The sequence below is a fragment of the Niallia taxi genome, assembly GCF_004005475.1.
GTDB lineage: Bacteria > Bacillota > Bacilli > Bacillales > Cytobacillaceae > Niallia > Niallia taxi.
In genome coordinates this window covers 1-17,695 of sequence record NZ_RZTZ01000028.1, presented here as the reverse complement: position 1 = coordinate 17,695, position 17,695 = coordinate 1, and the positions used below count along the sequence as shown (strand labels likewise).

The window sequence follows — 17,695 nt, the reverse complement described above, 5'->3', positions numbered from 1 at the left end:
TATATTCATTACTACAATAACATTAGAATCAAAACCAAATTAAAAGGTAAGAGCCCGATCCAGTATCGGACTCTTACCCAGACAGCAGCTTAACAAAAATACTGTCCAACTTTTTGGGGTCACTTCAGAAGACGAGGAGGCTCAGCTTCCTCCCCGCGGAAAGCGAGTGACTGCAGCGCAATGAAACGAACTAATTAAACCCACTTTCTATTTAGTCACGTGATTCATTTTTAAAATTTAGATGTAATCTTATTATTCGTGTTTAGAAAGGTTATCTATTGTTTTGTCCCCGCCTCATTTATACTTCTTAAAGCATTACGCTCATTTGCAACGGAGACTACTGCTTGCATAAAGGCTTTCACATCATCAATAGTTGTTGCTCTCCCAAAAGAAATACGTACGAATTCCTTCGCTTCCTCGTCCGATAATCCTAAAGCCTTCATCGTTTTCGAAGGAGCCTGCTGTCCTGTTTGACAAGCACTTCCTGTTGAAATAGCAAAGCCTCTGCGATTACATTCAAGCATTGTCCACTGTCCTTCCATTCCCAATATTCGCATGCCAACAACGGCTGGAAGCTGGTTACCGCACTGAAAAACAGTTAAGTAATCGGTAGAGCTGGCCAATTCCATTACGATTTCTCGTAATGCTTGATAATGAGCATAATCAACTGCCAACCTTTTCACAGCTTTTTGGGCAGCAACACACATTGCGGCGATACCGGCAATATTCACCGTTCCCGCCCGGAAGCCATTTTCATGTGTTGTACCAGGAAGAAAGCAGGTCCATGGGATGGCAGGAGAAATATAAGTTAAACCGACTCCCTTAGGACCGTAGAATTTATGGCTTGATATGGAGAGGGAATCGACTTTGGCAGAAATCGCGGCAATATCCAGCTTTCCAAAGCTTTGCACCATATCACTATGAAAATAAATACCTCTTTCCTTTAATATTGTGCCGATTTTTTCAATAGGCTGAATGGCGCCGATCTCAGAATTAACATGTTGAATCGATACAAGCACAGTTTCCGGTTTTATACACGCTTCAAGCATCTGTTCATCAATAATTCCGTTTGCACCAAGCGGCAAAAAGGTTACCGCATACCCATCCGCTGCTAATCTTTTCATCGTTCCATGGATAGATGAATGCTCACTTGCTGTTGTAATAATATGCTTGTCAGCTCTTTTATTGGCAGAGAGGAGTGCAGTTATCGCAAGGAAATTACTTTCAGTTCCGCCGCTTGTAAAATATATGCCGCTTTTTTCCACTCCAAGCAATCGTGCCATTTCTCCTCGACAGCCTTCCAGTAAATCGCTTGCTTTTCCTCCAATATCGTGAAGACTGCTGCTATTCCCATAATAGTCCGTTGAAACCTCCAGGTACATCTTGCCAGCATCAGAATCAAGCGGACATGTTGCTGCGTAATCTAAATAAATCATTTTGCACATCCTTTCTAAAAGCAAAAACTAGGAATCTAAAAAAATACTTGTCATTAGTTTAAATCTATGTAAATATAAGTGTCAAGACACCTGTAAAAACAGGAGGAGAATAATGAAAACAGATGTATTGATAATTGGCAGTGGTATCGCCAGTTTACAGCTGGCACGTAAGCTTTCATCTCATTTAAATGTGATGGTTCTCACAAAGATGAGTCTTGTAACGAGTAATTCTTATTTGGCTCAAGGTGGCATTGCAGCAAGCATCAGTTCTAAAGACAGCTATGAACAGCATGCCCTTGACACACTAGAAGCAGGCCGATTTCATAACCACATTGCTACTGTTAAGAATATCACTAAAATGGCTCCTGTCCTCTTACATGATTTGGCAGCAGCAGGATGTGCATTTGATGAAGAGAAAAACGGCAACTGGAGGCTTGGCATGGAAGGAGCACATTCAGAAAATCGCATTGTCCATAGCGGCGGTGATGAGACAGGAAAAAAAGTGATAGAGTTCCTTGTAGCCACAATGCCTGCTCATGTAACAATCAAAGAAGACGTGTTTGTATATGAGCTGATCCTTTCAGATAAAGGCAGCTGTATTGGTGCAAAAGCTATTATGGCAGACGGTACTAAAAATCGCATTATAGCCAATCATACAATTATCGCCACAGGAGGATGCGGGCAAATATATGAATATACTTCAAACGCAGCAACAATCACTGGTGATGGCATCGCGCTTGCTTATTTGGCGGGAGCAAACATCATTAACATGGAATTTATTCAATTTCATCCTACCTTGCTGTATGTTGACGGAAAAACAGTAGGACTAGTCTCAGAGGCAGTCAGAGGTGAGGGCGGTTTTCTTGTTAATGAAAGCGGAGTTCCCATTATGGCTGATGTTCATCCATACAAGGACTTGGCACCACGTCATATCGTTGCGCAAAGAATCTACCAATATTGGAAAAAAGGCGAGTCAGTCTATTTAGATATTTCGAAGGTGGAAAACTTTGCAGACCGCTTTCCCGGTATCACAGCATTATGCAAACAGCATGGTATTAATCTCCATAACAAAAAAATTCCTGTTGCTCCAGGCTGTCATTTTTTAATGGGTGGCATTGAGACAGATCTTTGCGGGAAAACGTCTGTCGACGGATTGTATGCCATTGGCGAGGCAGCCTGCACTGGTTTGCATGGAGCAAACAGGCTTGCGAGTAACTCCTTGCTTGAGGGCTTGTATATGGGAAGCGAGCTAGCTACATACTTGAATGAAAAAGGCAACCAAAAATCAGAAGCTACCACAGAAGCAGAAACGATACATATGCATAAGAAATTCAAAAGTTTCCCAAGCATAAAGGAGCTACAACAACGAACAATGGCTTCAGTTGGAATTGTCAGGACAGAAAAAACACTGCAGGAGCATCAATTATGGTTAGAATCTTATTTGAATGGGGAAAAATGGGAAGTGCAAACAGCTTGTTCTGAAAAGGAAGCATGGCAAACGTATTTTATGGTGCTGACAGCCTATCTCGTAACAAAAGCGGCCCTAAGTCGCACAGAAAGCAGGGGTGGGCACTTTAGAAGCGATTTTCCCGAAGAAGCAGAAAGCTGGAGAAAGCAGACAGTTCTCCTAAAAATCGAAAGGAATGAGGGTGTAAGCGATGAACCAATTAAAATTGCGGCAGCAACTTGAATGTTTTTTAAACGAGGATATCGGCGATGGTGATAAAACATCAGACATCATTTTTCCAAATCATCAGGAAGGCGAAATTATCTTCCTTGCTAAATCAACAGGGATTTTTTGCGGAGAGGACATTATTAAGCTAGGCTTTTCCCTTCTCGATGGCAAAATAGATGTTCAGGTCCATTTGGAGGACGGAGAAAGAATCGAGCCCGGCCAAACGATTGCCACTGTTAGAGGCGATATAAAGAACCTGCTCAAGGGAGAACGGGTTATCTTAAATCTTATCCAGAGAATGAGCGGGATTTCCACATTAACAAGTAAAGCAGTAGAAGCATTAAACAGCAGCTATACAAAAATTTGTGATACAAGAAAAACAACACCAGGGCTGCGCATGCTCGAAAAATATGCAGTCATGGTCGGAGGCGGGTTTAATCATCGGTTTGGTTTGTACGATGCAGTGATGATTAAGGATAATCATATTTCCTTTGCTGGAGGAATAAAAGAGGCAGTTCGTGCAGTCAAACAATCAATAGGCCATATGATTAAAGTAGAGGTAGAAACAGAGTCATTCGAGCAAATGCAGGATGCTTTAGCAGCAGGGGCAGATGTTATCATGTTCGATAACATCTCACCAGAAGACATTGCTAAATGGATACCGCATGTTCCTGAAACGGTGACAACAGAAGCATCTGGCGGAATCACACTGGAAAATTTACCTGCTTATAAAGATTGTGGTGTCGATTATATTTCTTTGGGATTTATAACCCATTCAGCAACAGCATTAGATATAAGTGTGAAAGCTAGCTTTTAGATATAGGAATGAAGAGGGGGAACTTGAGCGGTGAACTTATTAGAAGGCGTTAGACAGATTCCTGTGCATTATATGACTATGGAGATCAACGAATTAGAGGAGCGGGCAAAAGCAGTAAAGAGCAGGCTTGGCGACAGATTATTCATCCTTGGCCATCATTATCAAAAGGATGAGGTTTTCCAATTTTCGGATGCGACAGGTGACAGCCTGCAGTTGGCCCAGATTGCTGCTGCAAACAGAAAAGCAGAATTTATTGTTTTTTGCGGTGTACACTTTATGGCAGAAACAGCTGATATTCTGACAACGAATGACCAGAAGGTGTATTTGCCTGACATGAGGGCAGGCTGCTCGATGGCCGATATGGCCGATATATACGAAACGAATCGGGCATGGAATGCGTTAACGCAAACCTTCGGAGAGACAATTATCCCATTAACCTATGTTAATTCAACTGCAGCCATTAAGGCATTTGTCGGTGAACACGGTGGTGCGACCGTAACATCTTCCAATGCAGAGCAACTGGTGGAATGGGCGCTTACCAAAAAGGAAAGACTTCTGTTTCTCCCAGATCAGCATTTAGGCAGAAATACCGCCTATAAGCTCGGCATCCCTCTTGAGCATATGGCTATCTGGGACCCCATTCAAAATGACTTACTGTTTGAAGGAGATTTGGAAAAGGTGACGGTGATTTTATGGAAAGGACATTGTTCTGTACATGAAAACTTCACGACCGCCAATATTGAAAATATCCGAAAAAAACATCCTGACATGAAAGTTATCGTTCATCCCGAATGCAGTCGCGAGGTTGTTGCACTTTCGGATATGGCGGGCTCCACCAATTTTATTATTACGGAGATTGAACAAGCTTTACCGGGTACTTCCTTTGCAGTGGGAACCGAAATGAATCTCGTCAACAGAATGATTCAAAATCATCCTGATAAGCATATAATCAGCTTAAATCCTTATATGTGTGCATGCTTGACCATGAATCGTATTGACCTACCTCATTTAGTGTGGTGTCTCGAATCCCTTGAGGACGGCTTTGCCAGCAATCGCATTATAGTCGAAGAGGCGATAGCAAACAAAGCGAGACACGCCCTCAACAAAATGCTGCAGCAATAATCCTTGCAATCTCATAATCTGTTTCCTTTTACATAAAAATATGAAAAGGAAACAGATTTTTTACATTTCATTTGTCATAATTTAATGACTTTTCAGTTATTACCCTATAAAATGGTATTGTTGGAATTCTATTCTAAACTAGTTTTCAATATATACAGTGGGATAATAGAAAGGAAGACGGTTATTGGCAGACAAAAATCAAAAAAATATCATCGCTTTAAATCAAGAGCTTATGAGGATTGCCAACATCGTTGCAAATAATGAAAAAGAGGCAGCATTATTAATAGAAGAAACAAAAAAGGAAGCAGTAAATGCAATAATTCCGATAAAGTCAGAGCGCAGACTGTTAAAGCTGCTCGCTAAACAAGTAGAAAAGGTGCCAAGTGCAGGGCAATATTATCAAGTGCAGAATAGTTTCCTAAATGGTCTGAGAAAAGTGGATAAACAGGGACGACTGCTGCTTATTTTGCACTATTATAAAGACTACAGTATCCAGAAAAGTGCAAGAATTATAGGTTATAGCGAAAAAGAAGCGAAGCAAATGCTGATGGATGCTTTGCTGCAGTGGACCTCTGGTCAAACAGGGGCAGACCTGCAGCAATTAAAACAGCAGCTTCATAGTATGTTGGCTTATATCGATGTGGAGGAGCCACCAGAGGTTAAGCGTCCATTCCAAATCAAGAAACTTGCACCAATCATAACCCTCTTACTGTTTTTTTTTATTGGAGGGGCAGGCAGCCAAGCATTAAAGGCTGAGGCAGAGGTTAATCCTGGCATCGATATTTTGGCACTATATAAAGAGTCAATAAAGCAGGAAGAAGCATTGGATGATGTACGCGCTGCAATTGAAACAGCAGGCTATCAGGATGTCTATTTTTCAGTCGATAGTAATGCAGAATATGCCTATTTGGATATAGAAGGGAAAGAAAACGAAGCCAAACAGGAAGAGATTATTTCATTCATAGAGGAAGAGATGCAAAAGAGGAACCTAGACTTCTTTTTGGAAACGAATTTCTATATCCCAGAAGAAAGTCCACAAATGGAAGAAGTAGAAATGGATGAGGAAACAGAAGTTTCAAATGAGATAACAGAAAAAATAGTAAATCAATTATCCGAAAAAATTATGGGTGAATTTGAGATTAATAGTGATATGTTTTATCCCCTTTGGGTTAATTGGTCTACAGTTGCTTGGAGTATTGAGATTCCTGAGGAAATTGGCAAGAAACAAGAAGCAGAGAATATAACTCAAGCTATCCTTAATGAATACAAGGACGACCGCAAATTATTTGTGGAAGAATACAGATATAAAGATCATGAACAAACCTACACTTGGGGAAATGTTATAGAATATATTAATTCTGCCTTGGCAAGCTCAGAAAATTATACATTTAAGGCACTTTTTGCAGATCCAGACGATGGTGTTATGAAGTTCGATGTTAGGCTTTACTTGTTAAAAACGGACAAGGATGCAGAAGTCATCGCAAGAGAGGTAAAAAGAAGCATCACGAGATTTTTAGAAACAAACGAAATAAAAGAAATAACGGAAGACAATCCTTACGAAATTATCGTCAGAGATAATAAGAATCAAGAAATAGATACAGATTAAAGGGATAAGGTGTATAATTCGGGAAAATCAGGGCAATAATTGTTAGATGTTAAACGTAAGCATGTATTTATGGTACAATAAAAAAAGTCAAGATTACTTGTGCTAAAAAGTTATAAAAGGCAGTTGAATGGTTTGACAGATAAGGAAAAAGTTATTGTATTAATCGGTCCGACAGCTGTTGGCAAAACAAAGCTGAGCATTGAATTAGCGGAAAAATTCAATGGAGAAATTATCAGCGGGGATTCGATGCAAATCTACAGAGGGATGGATATTGGGACAGCTAAAATCACAAACGATGAAATGGAAGGAATACCGCACCATTTAATTGATATTGTTGATCCAGATGAGGCCTTTTCTGTAGCTGAATTTCAAACATTAGTCCGCAGCAAAATCAAGGATATTACAAATCGCGGCAAAGTGCCGTTTATTGTCGGTGGCACTGGCCTTTATATTCAATCCGTGCTGTATGATTATCAATTCCAGGAAGCACCAACAGCAGATCCAGACTACAGGGCATCACTAGAAGCTCTCGCCGATGAAAAAGGCACATTAGAGATTCATAATATGCTTGAGCAAATCGATCCTATAACAGCCGCAAGCATTCATCACCATAATGTTCGCAGGGTTATTCGGGCACTGGAAGTTTTCCATGTGACAGGAAAACGAATGTCAGAGCTCCAAGAGAACCAAAGTGAGGAAATGCTGTATGACGCAGCCATCATTGGCTTGACGATGGATCGGGATTTATTATATGAAAGAATAAACCTCCGTGTCGACAAGATGATGGAGGAAGGACTTCTCCCTGAGGTGAAGCATTTCTTTGATGCTGGCTTAAAGGATTGCCAATCCATTCAAGCAATCGGCTACAAGGAAATTTATAAATATTTTGAAGACAGATCTTCATTAGAGGACGCTGTTTTAGAGTTAAAGCAAAACTCAAGAAGATATGCGAAAAGGCAATTAACTTGGTTTCGCAATAAAATGAGTGTAAAATGGTTTGATATGACAGATAGTGTCAAATCTAATGACATTTCTAAAAAAATAAAGGAAATTTCGCGTTATTTAGAAGGAATGCTTAAGAATTAATCGAATACATAATAGCAGAGAGAAAAGAGGAGGATTTTCATGAAGCAATCAGTTAATATCCAAGACCAATTTTTAAATCAACTACGCAAAGATGGTACTAGTGTCACAGTATTCCTATTAAACGGATTCCAAATTCGCGGACTTATAAAAGGTTTCGACAATTTTACAGTATTATTTGAATCAGAAGGCAAGCAGCAATTAGTTTACAAGCATGCGATTTCCACTTTTGCTCCGCAAAAGAATGTTCAAATTGATTTAGAAGGCACACAAGCATAATCAAAAACTCCAGGCAGACGGCCTGGAGTTTTTTTGCGCCTTTTTTTGATATGTATGTAAAATTAAAATTTTCACTAATGAATGAAGCTGTTATTGAATATACATTATTTATGGAGTGAAAAGAAACAGGCAAACATGCCTTATGCCATATTCGGCATATCCACGTTAGGAGGTGTGGCTTTTGGAGCATCCGATCCGGATGAAGAATAATGGACAGATTAGTGTTGTTATCAACTCGCAGAAAAAGAAGGTTCTTCCAAAAGAACTGCCAGAAGCTGAATCAATCCCGAAAAAAATGACAAGTGAACATAGCGCACTTAAAGAAATAGAGGAAGAGCTTAGCAGTCTTGTAGGCATGGATGAAATGAAGAAAATGATTAAGGAAATATATGCCTGGATATATGTAAACAAAAAAAGGGAGGAGCATGGCTTAAAGGCTGGCAAACAGGCTCTACATATGATGTTCAAGGGGAATCCCGGCACAGGCAAAACGACGGTTGCCCGCTTAATCGGCAAGTTATTTCAAAAGATGAATGTTTTGTCAAAGGGACATTTAATTGAAGCAGAACGGGCTGATTTAGTTGGTGAATATATTGGTCACACAGCCCAAAAGACAAGAGACTTAGTAAAAAAAGCGCTTGGTGGCATCCTGTTCATTGATGAAGCTTACTCATTAGGCAGGGGCGGGGAAAAGGATTTCGGCAAGGAAGCGATTGATACACTTGTAAAGCATATGGAGGATAAACAGCATGAGTTTATTCTTATACTAGCAGGCTATTCAAGGGAAATGGATTTCTTTTTATCCTTAAATCCTGGACTACATTCACGCTTTCCACTAGTCATCGATTTTCCTGATTACTCGACAGACCAGTTGATGGAAATTGGCAAAAGGATGCTTATTGAGCGGGAGTATACATTAAGTCATGAAGCAGAGAAATCGCTAAAAACACATTTGACCTATGTCCGTACAGGGCAAAATATGCGCAGTTTTTCAAACGGCAGGTATATTCGCAATGTTTTAGAGAAGTCCATTCGTGCACAGAGCATGCGCTTGCTTATGCAAGGTAATTATGACAAACACGAGTTAATGACATTAAGAAGCAATGACCTCATTTATGAAAGCACGTCAAAGCCAAATGAGGAAATACCAACAATGAACAATGGCTTTTAACAGCTTATAATAGGCAGGAACACTAATTTTTCTGTGTTCCTGTTTTTTTGTAAAAGACAAGTTTTTGTATTTTTCCGTATGTTTTAATAGGAATTGTTAGGACGGGAAAAAATACTGTTTTTCTCACATGGAATATGCTACTGTAAAGGAACGCGAGTCGCAAGTAGCGTGATTATTAATAGAAAATAATCACATACTATTATTGTAGAAATAGTGAAGAAAGCGTTATTTTTGCTATAATATAGACAAAGAGTAGAAAGAGGGTTTTCTTTTGAATGAAACAAAAGAATCAACAGAGAAAGTAATCCTTGTTGGCTGTCAAACGACAGATGACACTGCAAGATTTGAATACTCCATGGAAGAGCTCGCAAGTCTAACGGAAACAGCACACGGTCAAGTGGTTGCTTCCATCACACAAAATCGAGACAGGATTCATCCTTCAACATACATAGGTAAAGGGAAAGTGGAAGAATTAGAAGTGCTGGCAGAGGAAATGGACGCAGATATAATCATTTTCAATGATGAGCTGTCCCCAAGCCAAGTTCGCAATCTTTCCAAAAATATCGAAGCACGTATCATAGACAGAACACAATTGATTTTGGATATCTTTGCAGGAAGAGCACGCTCAAAGGAAGGGAAGCTGCAGGTTGAGCTGGCACAGCTGCAATATTTGCTGCCAAGGCTTGGTGGACAAGGTCTTCAGCTTTCCAGACTAGGTGCTGGTATCGGGACAAGAGGTCCTGGTGAAACAAAGCTGGAATCAGACAGACGTCATATCCGCCGCAGAATCGATGATATTAAAAGCCAATTGAATGTGATCGTTGAACACCGTGACAGATACAGAGAAAGAAGAAAGCGCAACAGAACTTTCCAAATTGCGCTTGTAGGTTATACAAACGCTGGTAAATCCACGCTGTTTAACCGCGTGGCAGAAGCAGATTCCTTTGAGGAAAACATCTTGTTTGCGACACTTGATCCAATGACAAGAAAGGTCATTTTGCCGAGTGGATTCAGTGCGCTTATTACGGATACAGTTGGGTTCATCCAAGACTTGCCAACAACGCTCGTTGCTGCGTTTCGCTCCACATTAGAGGAAGTGCGTGAAGCAGATTTGCTATTACATGTTGTCGATATGGCAAACGAGGAATATTACCAGCATGAGGAAACAGTGCATAAATTGCTTGCAGACCTGGAAATTCCGGCAATTCCGCAAATTACTGTTTATAACAAGCGCGACCTTGTGCACGCAGACTTTGTGCCGTCCTCAAAGCTGGACAGTATCGAAATAAGTGCCTTAAACGCAGATGACAGAATGAAACTAAAGCAAAAAATTGAAGACACGATGATTGAGAATATGGAATATTATGAGGTTGTCGTTCCAGCAAGCAATGGTAAGCTGCTGGCACAGCTGAAAAATGAAAGTATACTTAGAAGCCTTGTATTCGAAGAGGAAGAACAGCAGTATACGTGCAAAGGCTATTGTTTACATGACACAAGCCTTTCCGGACAGCTGCAGGCTTATAAAGCAACACGATAGGAGAACAGTATGTACGATCAATTAACATTTGGTGATAAACTCCGAGTTCTTGTCGGAGAGGTAGAAGAACAAGTGAAGGAAGTTCATAAAAGAATCGACGAACGAATTGACGAAAATCAATTTCGTGTTCTGAAAAGCTTCCAAAACAATAAGGTGAGCGAATCTCATTTCATTCCAACAACAGGCTACGGCTATGATGATTTAGGAAGAGATACACTTGAACGAATTTATGCAGAAGTGTTCGGCGGAGAGGCAGGACTTGTGCGCCCGCAAATCATTTCAGGGACACACGCAATCAGCATTGCGTTATTTGGAGTGCTGCGTCCAGGAGATGAGCTACTGTATATTACAGGAAAACCATACGATACATTAGAAGAAATCGTCGGGATTAGAGGGAATGGCACAGGCTCCTTAAAGGAATTCGGCATTTCTTATAATAGTGTCGCCCTAAAAGAGGACGGACGTCCTGATTTCGAAAAAATCGCTTCAAGCATTAAGAGCAATACAAAAATGATTGGCATCCAGCGCTCAAAGGGTTATGCAACAAGACCTTCCTTTACCATTGCAGAAATCAAGGAAATGATTGATTTCGTCAAGGAATTGAAAAGCGATGTTGTTGTATTTGTGGACAATTGCTACGGAGAATTCGTAGAGGACCTTGAGCCATGTCATGTTGGGGCAGATTTAATGGCAGGATCTCTTATAAAAAACCCAGGCGGCGGTATTGCTAAAACTGGCGGTTATATTGTTGGGAAAGAAAAGTACGTGGAAGCATGCTCCTATCGGATGACATCCCCAGGCATTGGAGCGGAGGCTGGAGCATCCCTTTACAGTCTGCAGGAAATGTACCAAGGATTTTTCCTTGCACCACATGTTGTCGGGCAAAGCTTAAAGGGTGCTGTGTTTACTGCAGCTATGCTTGAAAAGCTTGGGATGAATTCATCGCCGAAATGGAATGTGCCGCGTACAGACTTGATTCAATCGGTGCAATTTGATGATAAAGAAAAGATGGTCGCATTCTGCCAGGCTGTGCAGTACGCATCACCAGTCAATTCACATGTCACACCATATCCTAATTATATGCCAGGCTATGAAGATGATGTCATTATGGCAGCAGGAACGTTTATTCAAGGTGCAAGCATTGAGCTTACTGCCGACGGTCCGATCAGACCGCCATATGTTGCTTACGTACAGGGCGGATTAACGTATTCTCATGTAAAAATCGCTGTATGTATGGCAGTTGACAGACTATTGGAACAAAAGCTGATTACGTTAGCATAAAAAAATTGCATCCAGAGGTTAGAAATTGTAACATTTGTTGACAATAAATCTATCCAAAACTATAATGAAGTTGGGTAAATACAATCAATCTAAAGGAGCCGAATCGCTATGTCTGGTAGTCAAATTCGTCGGTCGATGCCTCTATTCCCAATTAGTATTGTCATGCAGTTAACAGAGCTGTCCGCTCGACAAATTCGCTACTATGAAGAGCACGAACTAATTGCTCCAGCAAGAACGGATGGCAACAGGCGACTGTTTTCCTTAACTGATATTGACAAACTATTGGAAATTAAGGATCTAATCGATCAAGGTGTTAACCTCGCTGGGATTAAACAAATATTCTCAGTGAAGGAAAAGCAAGTTATAACAGAGGATGTAAAGAAAGAAGCAGAAAAGGCTCGCAGAGAGCTTACAGATGAAGACTTGCGTAAACTTTTGCGCAAGGAGCTGTTGAATGCAGGACGTTTTAACAATAATGGCCGCAATTCAATGGGACAGGGAGGATCTCAATTTTTTCAGAGATAGATATTAAAGGGACTTAAGAGGAGGAAATAGCCGTGGCAAAGAACTATTCAAAAGAGGATATCAAACGTTTTGCAGAAGAAAGTAATGTAAAATTCATTCGACTTCAATTTACGGATATTTTAGGAACAATCAAGAATGTTGAGATTCCAATCAGTCAGCTTGATAAAGCCCTAGACAACAAAATGATGTTTGATGGCTCTTCCATCGAAGGATTTGTAAGAATCGAAGAATCTGATATGTACCTATATCCAGATTTGAACACATGGGTTGTTTTCCCATGGACAGCAGAAAAAGGCAAGGTTGCACGACTTATCTGTGATATTTACAATCCAGATGGCACACCATTTGAAGGAGATCCGCGTAATAACCTACGTCGTGTTCTTAAAGAAATGGAAGCTCTCGGCTTTACTGATTTCAACTTAGGACCTGAACCAGAATTCTTCCTGTTCAAATTGGACGAAAAGGGGCAACCATCTCTTGAATTGAACGATAACGGAGGCTACTTCGACCTAGCGCCAACAGACCTTGGCGAAAACTGCCGCCGCGACATCGTGTTAGAGCTAGAAGAAATGGGCTTTGAAATTGAAGCATCTCACCATGAAGTAGCTCCAGGACAGCACGAAATCGATTTCAAATATGCGGATGCAGTCACAGCTTGTGACCAAATCCAAACATTTAAATTAGTCGTAAAAACAATCGCACGCAAACACGGACTGCACGCAACATTCATGCCAAAGCCACTATTCGGCGTTAACGGTTCTGGAATGCACTGTAACCTTTCCCTATTTAAGAACGGTCAAAACGCATTCTACGATCAAAACACAGAGCTTGAAATGAGCGAAACAGCACTACAATTCATCGCTGGTATCGTTAAGCATGCAACAAGCTTCACAGCAATCACTAACCCGACTGTAAACTCTTACAAGCGCTTAGTGCCAGGCTACGAAGCACCATGTTATGTAGCATGGTCTGCTCGCAACCGTTCACCATTAATGCGTATTCCAGCATCACGCGGACTAAGCACACGCGTTGAAGTACGCAGCGTGGACCCAGCAGCTAACCCATACCTAGCAATGGCAGCATTGCTAGCAGCAGGCCTTGACGGAATCAAAAACGAATTGACTCCGCCAGCACCAGTAGACCGCAACATTTACATCATGAGCAAAGAAGAACGCCTAGCAGAAGGCATCGTTGATTTGCCATCAACACTTGCAGACGCATTAACAGAACTAAAGCAAGATCAAACAATGATTGACGCTTTAGGAGAGCATATTTTCGTACACTTTGTAGAAGCTAAAGAGATTGAGTGGGATATGTTCCGCACACAAGTGCATCCATGGGAGAGAGATCAATACATGGAAATGTACTAAGAGGTTAGAACGTTGATATAAGTGGGTTTTGAATAATTAATTCATGGGTGCGAAGGTTTAGGATTGGGTATGGTGATGACTGTACCCATGAAACGCCCATGAATTATTTTTAACCCAGGACATCACCCATATGATTTTTATATTTTTCTAGTGTGTCCTTCTCAATTTTTTCCATATATGAGAATATAAATCAACAGTGACTTGGTAGTTTTTATGACCAAGTCTTTTTGTACATAGTAATATTGCAATTTATTGATACAATATCTTAAGTCATATTATTAATTATTGAAAAGGAAGTAACAAGTTGTTTATTTTTGAACTATTAAAAGAATATAAGAAGCAATTTGGATTTAAAAATGTATTTCTTAGAAATATAAAAGCTAACAAATTGATAATTTTATATTTAACATTCAGTCTATTTTTCCCTATAATAATTGTCTCTTTACTTTATATGAATTTATATATTTGGATGGGTGTAACAGCATTGCTGTATTTTTTAATTTTATTTTTTGGGGGAGTTCAACATAAAGCTAAAATGGTTAAATCAATCCCAGAAAATTCAATTGGATTGGATTTGATTCCTTTTAGAAAAATGCTAAAAGATAATTGAGAAGGACACACTAGAAAAATATGAGAATCATACGGGTGAGGTTCTGTGTTAAAATGGACTTGTCATGCCAAATGATTTTTCACTAAATGTTTAAACTATATTTTTCTCAAAGAGTAGGATAAATTAAATAAGTGTAAAAGAAAATTACTTGTGCCGTATTTTTCTTGGTTTGAAACTTTTAGAATTCATATTATCCTGCTAACTGAGTATAATAGTAAATATCCATTAATAGAAGTTATTAGCCAATTATTAGCTCAACGTGGACAAGATTAGGTAGTACTTCTGGGGTGTATAAATCAGTTCCTCGTTACACTAACAAGGCGGATGCAACTGTTCGGTTTGATTTTACTGGAACAAAAATTAGAATTATACAAAGAACCAACATAGATAATAAAAAGGCTCATGTAACAATAGATGGAGTGGAGGAGACTTTTGGTCCATTTAAAAATCAATTCCAAACATTAGTATACGAAAAAACTGGTTTAGAAAACAAGAGACATACAGTAGTTATCACTTGGAGTGGTAGTGGCTATTCAAATACACCTGATGCTATTGATATAGATGAAAATGGCGAACTTCTTGACCCTTCTGAAACTCCTGAAACTCCTGAAGAACCTGACAATGTTCTTGTTGAGTCTTTAAAATTGAATAAAGAAACGTTAGAGTTAGGTAAAGGAACAAGTGAAGCATTAATTGCATCAGTATTACCAGAGTCAGCAGCAAATAAAAATATTAAATGGACAAGTAGTGATTCAGAAATAGCATCTGTTGATGATAGTGGAAATGTGATTGCAAAGAGCACAGGAAAAGTTACAATTACAGCTGAAACTACAGATGGTAGTAATTTAAAGGCAAATGCAGAAGTTACTGTAAAAGAAGAAGAAGTTGATAATAGTAAAGGAATCCTTAAATTAACTACAACTACTGGTGACTTGCATGAATATGATTTAACAAAAAAAGAAATTGAAAAATTCATATCTTGGTTAAATATAAAAGGAGAAGACAAACCATATTATGAATTTAAACTTAACGTTACAACAGGTAATATTCATTCAAGAACTGAATACATTATGTATGATGAAATTGTTAGTTTTGTAGTTGATGAATATTGATGTTGTGTCCTACTCTTTTGAGTAGGGCTCTTTTTTATGTAATAATCCATTTATCATTTAAAGCAAGGACGAGTATGATGGAATACCAAGAGGACTGTGAAGGAATTGCTTATAAAGTTAGATGAGCCAATATGCTGCTACCATTTAAGCCATGGGATAAGCAGGAAAAAGTGAACTGGTATTGTGAAGAACATTATTATCAAGACAAATCTTTTGATAATAGGAGAAAGAAGCATTTTTAGAATATTACTCTACTCCAAGTCGGAGGGGATAGCTGTCGGGAAAGTCATTGGAACTTTATAAATGATACGCAAAAAAATCCCCGCTCTTTGTAAGTGGGGATTACTATTATTATTGAAATACAAAGTCTGCTCCATGCTGTGCCTGTTCATTAGTAAATCCATCAAATACTAGTTGATCAACAAGGCCAGACTGTGAAAAACTTGTGTAATCCAGATAGCTTTGTGCTGTCAGCTCTGCCTGTTCGTTCCAATCCACTTCTGTGTCCATTATTTCCATTGCATAGTTAATTGCGTCTTGTGAATAGCCTTCAAATGATAATTGATCAGCAAGTCCTTCATGACTAAAAGAAGTGTAGTCGATATACCCTCTAGCAGCACTTAAAGCATTAGCACCTTCAACTCCAGCAGCATCAGCTTTCTTTTCTGCTGCTGCTTCTACAGCTTTCTCCTCAGCTTCTTCTTTTTCAGCTTCTTCTTTAGCTTTCTTTTCTTCTTCCTCTTTAGCTTTTTTCTTTTCGGCTTCCTCAGTTGCAGCCTTTTCTTCAGCTGCTTTCTTCTCAGCTTCTTCTTTTTCAGCTTTTTCGCTGCTATCATTAGTTGAAGCTACAACTTCACTTGTTTTTTCCTTTTCTGTTGAAGTGTCTTGATCCGAGTCTTCTTCACCACCTGATGCAATCGACCCTACGATTATAACAGTGAGTACCCAAACCCACCATTTTTTATAAAATGGTTTTTTTACTTTTTCTTTCTTAGTCAAAATATTTCTCCCTAATTTATATCTTTTCTATTTGCGAAATTAACTTTACTGCAAATGATATTTTCTTACTATAGATTCGACAAAAATAGACAAAAGTGAAATAATTTACAATTCAAAAGACCTACTCGTAGGGATAGGACTTTTATTATATTTTTTACAACGGTTTGTTGTTCTATAAACTTTTCTTTAGATATTCCTCATCTGTACTTACATTCCATACATATAGCTAAAAATGCTTTCTTACTAACATTTTTCTTGTGTAAATATATATAAAAGAAGAATATTGCAACTGGAATTAATAGGATTTATACCGCAAAAAGGATTGTAAAAATTAAATAGTTTTCCCCATCATTAAGTGAATTAACTTTATTTCCTCGACAACGGGGGCATATAAATTCATTTTAACCTATATCCAAATACCTATTCCTCCTCATATGAATATAGTTATTCGACTCTATCTTCTAATAATGGGCTAAATCCCATAATATTTGTGCGCTAGGATAGTTCTTACCTGTACACCAACTACTTATTGTATTTGCAGACTAATCGTATCATTTACAAAATATTCCCTGTCATATTTAGAACGATCAATTAGCCATCCAATATTACTTCTTAATTTTTTTATATATTTATCACTTACTATTATATTCACAATAACTGAGTACAAATATCGTATTTCTATAGGACGAAGCTATGAAGACAATGAAGACTATGAAGACTATCTCAATAAACAACAGGTAATCGAAGCCGGCTCAAACACACGTAAAGTAAAAATACAATTAGGTGACTTGAAAGAGCTCATATTAAACAATTCATTATCAATATAAGAAGCTTGTATCAAAAAAAGTTAACCGAGAAGAAGGAAATAGAATTATCTTATGAAGGCATGATAGTGGTTAGGGTTTATGAAGAGCCAATGCCAACTTTGTTGAAGATGTATGTAGGTAGAAATGCTATTTTAAATATGTACAGTAATGCTTGAATAAATATGTACAAAGTTGCTTTCATTTTACATACTAGTCTTGAGGTGACTAGCTATGTATATATCATTTAATGTCGATGTTGATTTTGA

General features: G+C 38.8%; 16 protein-coding genes. 14 read left to right on the top strand and 2 right to left on the bottom strand.

Annotation, left to right across the window (positions count from 1 at the left end; all coding sequences use genetic code 11):
- The coding region (locus tag EM808_RS27455; protein WP_164849610.1) for an IS3 family transposase at positions 1-93 on the top strand (93 nt) is incomplete at its 5' end.
- A gap of 182 nt (positions 94-275) precedes the next feature.
- On the opposite strand, the gene EM808_RS27450 is transcribed toward EM808_RS27455, so the two are convergent.
- Positions 276-1,436 carry an IscS subfamily cysteine desulfurase gene (locus tag EM808_RS27450; RefSeq protein WP_127742862.1) on the bottom strand — a complete coding sequence of 387 codons (1,161 nt, stop codon included), beginning with the start codon at positions 1,434-1,436 and terminating at the stop codon, positions 276-278.
- Between the two features lie 112 nt (positions 1,437-1,548).
- Here EM808_RS27450 and nadB point away from each other — a divergent pair, with 112 nt between their 5' ends.
- The 13 genes from nadB to EM808_RS27385 all read left to right on the top strand — a co-directional run bounded on the left by nadB (position 1,549) and on the right by EM808_RS27385 (position 15,624).
- Positions 1,549-3,126 (top strand): L-aspartate oxidase, encoded by a 1,578-nt coding sequence (gene nadB / locus EM808_RS27445; RefSeq protein ID WP_127742860.1) that lies wholly within the window; start codon positions 1,549-1,551, stop codon positions 3,124-3,126.
- Positions 3,095-3,928, top strand: coding sequence for a carboxylating nicotinate-nucleotide diphosphorylase (nadC, locus tag EM808_RS27440; protein ID WP_127742858.1), 834 nt, complete (start codon positions 3,095-3,097; stop codon positions 3,926-3,928). The genes nadB and nadC overlap by 32 nt, the downstream gene beginning before the upstream one ends.
- 30 nt (positions 3,929-3,958) lie before the next feature.
- Positions 3,959-5,050, top strand: coding sequence for a quinolinate synthase NadA (gene nadA / locus EM808_RS27435; protein ID WP_127742856.1), 1,092 nt, complete (start codon positions 3,959-3,961; stop codon positions 5,048-5,050).
- 184 nt (positions 5,051-5,234) lie between these two features.
- Entirely contained in the window at positions 5,235-6,656 is a 1,422-nt protein-coding gene (locus EM808_RS27430; RefSeq protein WP_127742854.1) for a hypothetical protein, read from the top strand.
- A 123-nt stretch (positions 6,657-6,779) separates the two neighbouring features.
- Positions 6,780-7,742 (top strand): tRNA (adenosine(37)-N6)-dimethylallyltransferase MiaA, encoded by a 963-nt coding sequence (miaA, locus tag EM808_RS27425; RefSeq protein WP_412973763.1) that lies wholly within the window; start codon positions 6,780-6,782, stop codon positions 7,740-7,742.
- A gap of 39 nt (positions 7,743-7,781) precedes the next feature.
- Positions 7,782-8,018 (top strand): RNA chaperone Hfq, encoded by a 237-nt coding sequence (gene hfq, locus EM808_RS27420; RefSeq protein WP_127742850.1) that lies wholly within the window; start codon positions 7,782-7,784, stop codon positions 8,016-8,018.
- A gap of 181 nt (positions 8,019-8,199) precedes the next feature.
- Entirely contained in the window at positions 8,200-9,189 is a 990-nt protein-coding gene (gene spoVK, locus EM808_RS27415; RefSeq protein ID WP_127742848.1) for a stage V sporulation protein K, read from the top strand.
- A 271-nt stretch (positions 9,190-9,460) separates the two neighbouring features.
- Positions 9,461-10,726, top strand: a complete 1,266-nt coding sequence (hflX, locus tag EM808_RS27410) for a GTPase HflX (RefSeq protein WP_127742846.1) — start codon at positions 9,461-9,463, stop codon at positions 10,724-10,726.
- A gap of 9 nt (positions 10,727-10,735) precedes the next feature.
- Positions 10,736-12,007, top strand: a complete 1,272-nt coding sequence (locus tag EM808_RS27405; protein WP_127742844.1) for a methionine gamma-lyase family protein — start codon at positions 10,736-10,738, stop codon at positions 12,005-12,007.
- Positions 12,008-12,115: 108 nt separating this feature from the next.
- The gene (locus tag EM808_RS27400; RefSeq protein ID WP_127742842.1) at positions 12,116-12,532 is read left to right on the top strand and encodes a MerR family transcriptional regulator; all 417 of its coding nucleotides are present in this window, start codon (positions 12,116-12,118) and stop codon (positions 12,530-12,532) included.
- Positions 12,533-12,564: 32 nt separating this feature from the next.
- Positions 12,565-13,902, top strand: coding sequence for a type I glutamate--ammonia ligase (gene glnA, locus EM808_RS27395; RefSeq protein ID WP_127742840.1), 1,338 nt, complete (start codon positions 12,565-12,567; stop codon positions 13,900-13,902).
- A 304-nt stretch (positions 13,903-14,206) separates the two neighbouring features.
- Positions 14,207-14,512: a hypothetical protein gene (locus tag EM808_RS27390; RefSeq protein WP_127742838.1), complete on the top strand. Its 306-nt coding sequence runs from the start codon at positions 14,207-14,209 to the stop codon at positions 14,510-14,512.
- A gap of 287 nt (positions 14,513-14,799) precedes the next feature.
- On the top strand, positions 14,800-15,624 hold the full coding sequence (locus EM808_RS27385) for an Ig-like domain-containing protein (RefSeq protein WP_164849815.1): 825 nt from the start codon (positions 14,800-14,802) through the stop codon (positions 15,622-15,624).
- A gap of 351 nt (positions 15,625-15,975) precedes the next feature.
- Here EM808_RS27385 and EM808_RS27380 read toward each other — a convergent pair whose 3' ends face one another.
- On the bottom strand, positions 15,976-16,623 hold the full coding sequence (locus tag EM808_RS27380; RefSeq protein WP_127742834.1) for an Ltp family lipoprotein: 648 nt from the start codon (positions 16,621-16,623) through the stop codon (positions 15,976-15,978).
- Positions 16,624-17,695 lie beyond the last annotated feature (1,072 nt).